Raw genomic sequence first — 7,566 nt, forward strand, 5'->3', positions numbered from 1 at the left:
GACGGCCCGGTCCGCTTCGACGGCGACCCGCGCAGCCACGAGCGCCCGCTGCACGGCGTCGTCGGCGCGCTGCGCTCCCTCGGCGCCCGGATCGACGACACCGCGCAGGGCAGCCCCGGCGCCCTGCCGCTGACGGTGCACGGCACGGGGGCCCTGCGGGGCGGCCCGGTCGAGGTCGACGCCTCCTCGTCCTCGCAGTTCGTCAGCGCGCTGCTGCTGTCCGCGCCGCGCTTCGACAAGGGCGTGGAGCTGCGCCACACGGGCGACCGGCTGCCGTCGCTGCCGCACATCCGGATGACCGTGGAGATGCTGCGCGCGGCCGGCGCCGAGGTGGAGGCGCCGGAGGACGGCGGCGAGCCGAACGTCTGGCGGGTGGCGCCGGGCGCGTTGCGCGGCCGGGACCTGACGGTCGAGCCCGACCTGTCGAACGCGCAGCCGTTCCTGGCCGCCGCGCTCCTCACCGGCGGCCGGGTCACGATCCGCGACTGGCCCCGGCGGACCACCCAGCCCGGGGACGCGCTGCGGGCGATCTTCACGGAGATGGGCGGCTCCTGCGAGCTGGTGACCACCGCGGACGGCACGGACCTGGTCTTCACCGGCCCCTCGGCCGGCTCGTCGGCGGGCGGCGTCCGCGGCATCGACATCGACCTCTCCGAGGTCGGCGAGCTGACGCCCGGCATCGCCGCGGTGGCCGCGCTGGCGGACTCGCCGTCCCGGCTGCGCGGCGTCGGCCACCTGCGGCTGCACGAGACGGACCGGCTCGCCGCCCTCACCCGGGAGATCAACGGGCTGGGGGGCGACGTCACCGAGACCGGGGACGGGCTGGAGATCCGCCCGCGCCCGCTGCGCGGCGGCGTCTTCCACACGTACGACGACCACCGGATGGCCACCGCGGGGGCGGTCCTGGGCCTGGTGGTGAAGGGTGTACGGGTGGAGAACGTGGAGACGACCGCCAAGACCCTGCCCGACTTCACCGGGATGTGGACCGGCCTGCTCGCCGGGACGGCCACCGGCCCCGGCGCCGCGCCCGAAGCCGGCACGCCCGCCGCCGCCCGGAGAGACTGACCCGCACGATGCGGCGCTACGGCAAGAACCCCGACGAGGACGACGTCCGCGTACGCCCGGACCGCCGGGGCAGCCGGCCCCGCAGCCGCAACCGGCCCAAGCACGAGGACGCCACCGAGGGCTTCGTCCTGACCGTCGACCGCGGCCGGATCACCTGCCTGGTGCAGGAGCGCACGGTCACCGCGATGAAGGCCCGCGAGCTGGGCCGCAAGGGCATCGTCGTCGGCGACCGGGTCGCCGTCGTCGGCGACGTCTCGGGCGAGCCCGGGACGCTGGCGCGCATCGTCCGCGTCGAGAAGCGCACGTCGGTGCTGCGCCGCACGGCCGACGACGACGATCCGTACGAGCGCGTGGTCGTCGCCAACGCCGACCAGTTGGCCATCGTCACCGCCCTCGCCGACCCGCCGCCCCGCCCGCGCCTGGTGGACCGCTGCCTGGTCGCCGCGTACGACGGCGGGCTCGACCCGCTGCTGGTGCTGACGAAGTCCGACCTGGCGCCCGCGGACGAGCTGCTGGAGTCGTACGCGCCGCTGGGTGTACGGGCCGTCGCCTGCAACCGCGACGAGCTGGCCACCGGCGCCGGCGCCGCCCGCCTGCTGGACCTGCTCACCGACCGCGTCACCGCCTTCGTCGGCCACAGCGGCGTCGGCAAGACCACCGTGGTCAACGCGCTCGTGCCGGAGCGCCAGCGGGCCACCGGCGAGGTGAACCTCGTCACCGGCCGCGGCCGGCACACCACGACGTCCGCGCTCGCCCTGCCGCTGCCCGACGACAGGGGCTGGGTCATCGACACCCCGGGCGTGCGGTCCTTCGGCCTGGCGCACGTCGATCCGTCGCGCGTCATCCACGCCTTCCCCGACCTGGAGCCCGGGACGGCGGACTGCCCGCGCAACTGCAGCCACGACGAGCCGGACTGCGCGCTCGACGCCTGGGTCGCCGCGGGCCGCGCCGACCCCGCGCGGCTCGCGTCGCTGCGCCGCCTGCTCGCCACCCGCGAGCGCCACGAGGGAGACTGACGGCCGCCGGCCCCGGGCCGCCGAGGCCCTTCGGCAGGTCCGTCGCCCAAGCGGAGGCGGGTTGGGCATAATCGCAGGAGCGTCAACCGAACGGGAGGCACTACACGATGGCGTGGCTGCTGGTCGTCGTGGCCGGAATCCTCGAAACCGGCTTCGCCGTCTGTCTGAAGCTCTCCCACGGCTTCACCCGGCTCTGGCCGACGGTCGCCTTCTGCGTGTTCGCGCTCGGCAGCTTCGGCCTGCTGACGCTGTCGCTGAAGAAGCTGGACGTCGGCCCGGCGTACGCGGTGTGGACGGGCATCGGTGCCGCGGGCACCGCGATCTACGGCATGGTCTTCCTCGGCGACCTGGTCTCCGCGCTGAAGCTCGTCTCCATCTCGCTGGTGGTCGTCGGCGTCATCGGCCTGCAGCTGTCCGGCTCGGCGCACTGAGGGCCAGCAGCCCGCGGACCGTCCGCTCCACGTCCTCGCCCCGCGCCGCCGGCGCGACCACGTACGACAGCGTCAGCCGGGTCACCGCCTCGCAGACCCGGCGGCGTTCGCCCGGTCCCCCCGGCAACTGCTCCTCCAGCGCCCGCAGTACCCGGTCGCGTACCTCCTCGACCAGCTGCGCCGGCGTCTCCACGGACTGGTCCGGGCGCCTGGCCCCCGGCGCGCCGCCCCTGGCGGACACGCGCCGCGCGGGGGTCGGCAGTTGCTCGCCCCAGCACCCGGTGAGCGCCGCGCGCACCAGCGGGTTGCCGCGCGCCGCGCGCAGTGTCCAAGCGACCAGAGCGAGCAGTCGGCCACCGGCGTCGGCGCCGGATCTGCGGGCGCCGGCCAGCGTCCGTTCCACGCCCGCGAGGTAGCCGTCGACCTCGCGTCTGACGAGGGCCTGGGCAAGGCCCTCCTTGCTGCCGAACTCGTTGTAGAGAGTCTGGCGGGACACCCCGGCCGAGGCGGCGACGTCGACCATCCGCACCGCCGCCCAGGGCCGGCCCCTGAGCGCCGCGAAGGCGGCGTCGAGGAGTCCTTCTCGCGCTGTGGGCATCGTGGCCTCCAGAAGGCGACCGTGCGCTCAGAATTGACGCACCGCCAGGTGCTGTCAAGGGTCCGTACGGGGGGCCCGGAGACCCGCCGCGGGCGCGGGCGAAGGTTGGCGGTGCACCTTTGGGGTTACTGTTCGTTGCATGGCCGGTTTTCATGATGATCTGCGTCTCGCCCACGTCCTGGCGGACGCCGCCGACGCCGCCACGATGGAGCGGTTCAAGGCCCTCGACCTGAAGGTCGAGACGAAGCCGGACCTGACTCCGGTGTCGGAGGCGGACAGATCGGCGGAGGAGCTGATCCGCTCCTCCCTGCGGCGGGCCCGGCCTCGCGACGCCGTGATGGGCGAGGAGTACGGCACCGAGGGCACCGGCCCGCGGCGCTGGATCATCGACCCCATCGACGGCACCAAGAACTACGTCCGCGGCGTCCCCGTCTGGGCGACGCTCATCGCGCTGATGGCGCCGGGCCCGGAGGGCAACCAGCCGGTCGTCGGCGTGGTGTCGGCGCCGGCCCTCGCCCGCCGGTGGTGGGCGGTGCAGGGCGGCGGCGCGTACACCGGGCGCAGCCTGGCGAAGGCGAGCCCGCTGCGGGTGTCGGGCGTGCAGCGGATCGAGGACGCCTCGTTCGCGTACTCCTCTCTGCACGGCTGGGACGAGCGCGGCAGGCTCGACGGCTTCCTGCACCTGACCCGCGACTGCTGGCGCAGCAGGGGGTACGGGGACTTCTGGCCGTACATGATGGTCGCCGAGGGGACGGTCGACATCTGCGCGGAGCCGGAGCTGTCGCTGTGGGACATGGCGGCGTGCGCGGCGATCGTGGCGGAGGCCGGCGGCTCGTTCACGGGCCTGGACGGCGAGCCGGGGCCGCACAGCGGCAACGCCGCGGCGTCCAACGGGCTGCTCCACCAGGAACTCTTGAAGTACCTCGGCCCGTAGCCGGGCGGCCGGGCCGCCGGCAGACCCGCGCACGGGGGCGCGGGCCCCGGCGGCCGGGCTTCCCCCGCCCCTTGTTGCTCACTCCCGAGCGTGCCAGTCTGACAGTGACCGACCTTGTGAACTTGTGAAAACCTTCACAGGCCGACACAAGGGCCCGTTACGCCTAGGAGGTGGCTCCACCCCATGCTCGTCCGCGACGCCATGAGCACGGTGGTCCTCACCATCGGCCCCGCCCATACCCTCCGCCAGGCCGCCCGGCTGATGTCCGCGCGGCGCGTCGGGGCGGCGATCGTCCTCGACCCCGACACCAGCGGGCTCGGCATCCTGACCGAGCGCGACATCCTCAACTCCGTCGGCGCGGGCCAGGACCCGGACATGGAGAAGGCCGACGACCACACGACCACGGACGTCGTCTTCGCCGCACCCGGCTGGACCCTCGACGACGCCGCCGGCGCCATGACCCACGGCAGCTTCCGGCACCTGATCGTCCTCGACGACGCGGAGCCGGTCGGCATCGTCTCCGTGCGCGACATCATCCGCTGCTGGACCCCGGAGCGGCAGGAGCCGGAGCGCCGCGAGACAGCCCTCGCGTAGCGCACCGGAGCGTCAGAGGGGCCGGGAGCCCGACCGGCGTCCCGACCCCTCTGTCCGTGCACGGCAACCGGCCCGCGGCCGCACAGGGCCTGGAGCACGGCTCGGGACCGATCGCCGCAGCCTGCCAGGAAGACTACATTAGACACAGTCCAAGTCAAGATTCCAATGAAGTCCGTATGGGTTCTGGCCATAGAGCGGTGCGCTGCTACCCTGAATGCATGAGTGACCTCCTGGAGCGACTGCGCGGCCGTGGCTTCCGGCTCACCGCACAGCGGCGAGTCGTGGCCGAGGTCCTGGACGGCGACCACGTGCACTACACCGCCGACGAAGTACTCGCACGTGCCACCGCCCGGCTCCCCGAGATCTCCCGGGCGACGGTCTACAACACGCTGGGCGAGCTGGTCGCCCTCGGCGAGGTGCTCGAAGTCAGCACCGACGGCCGCGCCAAGCGGTACGACCCCAACGCCCACAGCGCGCACCAGCACCTGGTGTGCAGCCGCTGCGGCTCGATCCGCGACGTGCGCCCGGAGGGCGACCTGCTGTCGACGCTGCCCGAGGGGGAGCGCTTCGGCTTCCGGGTCTCCGGCGCGGAGGTCACGTATCGGGGCATCTGCCCGGACTGCGCCGAGCGCCGCGGGAAGTAATTTGCGCTTGTCGATCAGCCAGGGGTAGTGTTGGTTTCACCGACGCGGGGTGGAGCAGCTCGGTAGCTCGCTGGGCTCATAACCCAGAGGTCGCAGGTTCAAATCCTGTCCCCGCTACCAAAGACGGAGGCCCGGACCATTGGTCCGGGCCTCCGTCGTCGTCTGCCCGTTCGCCGTCCGCCCGCGGCTCAGGCGCATGCGTCTTCGAGGGCGAGGCGCCGTACCGTGCGCAGCGTCGATCGCAGGGTGTCCAGGTCGGTCGAGCCCAGGGCGAGGCGGATCGCCTGCGGCGTGTGGGCCGAGGTGGTGAACGGCTCCGCCGTGGTGACCGAGATGCGGTGCCGCGCAAGGGTCGCCGTCAGGCGGTCGGCACGGGCGTCGTCCGGCAGCGGCACCCAGGTGAAGTAGGACGAGGGATGGCCGACCAGCGGCAGCCCCGCCAGCTCCTGCGCCGCGATGGCCTGGCGGGCCCTGGCGTCGTCGCGCTTCTGCTCCTCCAGCCGGTCCACCGTGCCGTCGTCGAGCCAGCGGCACGCGATCGCCGTGGTCAGGGCCGGGGTGTTCCAGGTGGTCGCACGGATCGCGCGGGCGAGCGGCGGCACCGCGGCCGGCGGGGCGAGGACGAAGCCGACCCGCAGGCCCGTGGCGACGCTCTTGGACAGCCCGGAGACGTAGACCGTGAGGTCCGGTGCGGCCGTCACCAGCGGCGGCGGGGGGTTCTCGGCCAGGTAGGCGTACGAGGCGTCTTCGACGACGAGCACGCCGTGCCGTCGGGCGATCCCGACCAGGCGGACGCGGTCGGCTTCCGTCATGACCCAGCCCAGAGGGTTGTGCAGGGTCGGCATGGTGTAGACCGCCCGCACCGGCCGGGTGGCGCACAGCCTCTCCAGGGCGTCGAGGTCCGGCCCGCCGGCGGTGGTCGGGACGGGCTCCAGGTCGAGGCGGAGGGCGTGCGCGAGCACCTTGAAGCCGGGGTAGGTGAGCGCGTCGACCGCGACGACGTCGCCGGCGCCGAGCGTGGCCATGGCCGTGACGGCCAGACCGTGCTGTGCACCGTTGACGATGAGGATCCGGTCCGCGTCGGCGTCGATCCCCCGCCGCCGCAGGTGCCGTTCGATCGAGGCCCGGTCCTGGGGCCGGCCCGGATGCGGCTGGTAGCGCAGCAGGGAGTCGAGGTCACCGGAGACGGCCACTTCGCGGAGCGCCTGGCGCAGGAGGCCGGTCTGGCCGGGCAGCGACGGGTAGTTGAAGTTGAGGTCGACGGCGTCCGCGGCGACGGCCTGCTGGTCGATGCCCTGACCGGGCGGGACCGCCCGGTCGCGTACGAACGTGCCGCGCCCCTGCTCCCGGCTGACCAGGCCCATGGCCTCCAGTTCGGCGTACGCGCGGGTCGCGGTCACCACCGCGACGCCCTCGCGGGCGGCCAGCGCGCGGTGGGTGGGCAGCCTGGCGCCCGCGGGGAGCCGGCCCGCCCGGATGTCGGAGACGAGGGCGTCGACCACGGCTTTGTAACGCGGGGCTGCCATACGCCGGATTGTATCCATGACAATTCCTTGACTGTCCTGCCCGCGGCTTCGTACCGTCGCCGAGCAGCCGCGCTCACCAGGAAGGACGGCCGCCATGCACATCGCCATCCTCACTTTCGAGGGGTACAACGAACTCGACTCCCTGATCGCGCTCGGAGTGCTCAACCGCGTCAGGACCGACGACTGGCGCGTCACCCTCGCCACCCCCGGCCCCAGGGTGACGTCCATGAACGGGGTGGTCATCGAGCGGATGTCCACGCTGGCGGAGGCGTGCACCGCCGACGCCGTCATCGTCGGCAGCGGCATCGCCACCCGCGAGGTCGTCGAGGATCCGGCGATCATGAGTGTCCTGCGGGACCTGGACCCCTCGCGCCAGCTCATCGCGGCGCAGTGCTCCGGAGCGCTCGTACTGGCCAGGCTCGGGCTGCTCGACGGCATCCCCGCCTGCACCGACCTGACCACCAGACCGTGGGTCGTCGCGGCCGGCGTGGAGGTGCTCGACCAGCCCTTCTACGCCGAGGAAAACGTCGCCACCGCCGGCGGCTGCCTGGCTTCGCACTACCTCGCCGCCTGGATCATCACCCGGCTGCGGGGCAGGGACGCCGCCGAGGGCGCGTTGCACTACGTCGCCCCGGTGGGCGAGAAGGACGAGTACGTCGAGCGCGCCTGGCGCAACCTCACCCCCTACCTGCCCGCCCCCGCGCCGACGCCCGTCTGACACTCCGCGCCGGGCCGGACCGGGGCACCTGGCGGTGCGC

9 protein-coding genes and 1 tRNA gene are annotated in these 7,566 nt (G+C 73.6%); 8 read left to right on the top strand and 2 right to left on the bottom strand.

Annotation, left to right across the window (positions count from 1 at the left end; translation table 11 throughout):
- The 3 genes from H5J30_RS11610 to H5J30_RS11620 form a co-directional block, all read left to right on the top strand.
- Positions 1 to 1,065 (top strand): 3-phosphoshikimate 1-carboxyvinyltransferase (locus tag H5J30_RS11610; RefSeq protein WP_181787355.1); only part of this gene is annotated, 1,065 nt, incomplete at its 5' end.
- A gap of 8 nt (positions 1,066 to 1,073) precedes the next feature.
- Positions 1,074 to 2,081, top strand: coding sequence for a ribosome small subunit-dependent GTPase A (gene rsgA, locus H5J30_RS11615; protein WP_181787356.1), 1,008 nt, complete (start codon positions 1,074 to 1,076; stop codon positions 2,079 to 2,081).
- 107 nt (positions 2,082 to 2,188) lie between these two features.
- Complete coding sequence (locus tag H5J30_RS11620; protein WP_018835040.1) at positions 2,189 to 2,512, top strand: DMT family transporter; 324 nt, start codon at positions 2,189 to 2,191, stop codon at positions 2,510 to 2,512.
- Here the strand turns inward: H5J30_RS11620 and H5J30_RS11625 are convergent.
- Positions 2,478 to 3,035: a TetR/AcrR family transcriptional regulator gene (locus H5J30_RS11625; protein WP_258563258.1), complete on the bottom strand. Its 558-nt coding sequence runs from the start codon at positions 3,033 to 3,035 to the stop codon at positions 2,478 to 2,480. The two genes, H5J30_RS11620 and H5J30_RS11625, sit on opposite strands and share 35 nt — an antisense overlap.
- A 214-nt stretch (positions 3,036 to 3,249) precedes the next feature.
- Here H5J30_RS11625 and hisN point away from each other — a divergent pair, with 214 nt between their 5' ends.
- The 4 genes from hisN to H5J30_RS11645 all read left to right on the top strand — a co-directional run bounded on the left by hisN (position 3,250) and on the right by H5J30_RS11645 (position 5,402).
- Entirely contained in the window at positions 3,250 to 4,044 is a 795-nt protein-coding gene (hisN, locus tag H5J30_RS11630) for a histidinol-phosphatase (RefSeq protein WP_181787358.1), read from the top strand.
- A gap of 183 nt (positions 4,045 to 4,227) precedes the next feature.
- Positions 4,228 to 4,638, top strand: a complete 411-nt coding sequence (locus tag H5J30_RS11635) for a CBS domain-containing protein (protein ID WP_181787359.1) — start codon at positions 4,228 to 4,230, stop codon at positions 4,636 to 4,638.
- A 218-nt stretch (positions 4,639 to 4,856) separates the two neighbouring features.
- Positions 4,857 to 5,282 carry a Fur family transcriptional regulator gene (locus H5J30_RS11640; protein ID WP_181787360.1) on the top strand — a complete coding sequence of 142 codons (426 nt, stop codon included), beginning with the start codon at positions 4,857 to 4,859 and terminating at the stop codon, positions 5,280 to 5,282.
- Between the two features lie 43 nt (positions 5,283 to 5,325).
- A tRNA-Met gene (locus H5J30_RS11645) sits at positions 5,326 to 5,402 on the top strand.
- Between the two features lie 68 nt (positions 5,403 to 5,470).
- Here the strand turns inward: H5J30_RS11645 and H5J30_RS11650 are convergent.
- On the bottom strand, positions 5,471 to 6,808 hold the full coding sequence (locus tag H5J30_RS11650) for an aminotransferase-like domain-containing protein (protein ID WP_181787361.1): 1,338 nt from the start codon (positions 6,806 to 6,808) through the stop codon (positions 5,471 to 5,473).
- A gap of 94 nt (positions 6,809 to 6,902) precedes the next feature.
- Between H5J30_RS11650 and H5J30_RS11655 the strand changes: the two genes are divergently transcribed.
- Complete coding sequence (locus tag H5J30_RS11655; RefSeq protein WP_181787362.1) at positions 6,903 to 7,526, top strand: DJ-1/PfpI family protein; 624 nt, start codon at positions 6,903 to 6,905, stop codon at positions 7,524 to 7,526.
- Positions 7,527 to 7,566 lie beyond the last annotated feature (40 nt).

The organism is Streptomyces phytophilus, assembly GCF_013870535.1.
Lineage (GTDB): Bacteria > Actinomycetota > Actinomycetes > Streptomycetales > Streptomycetaceae > Streptomyces > Streptomyces phytophilus.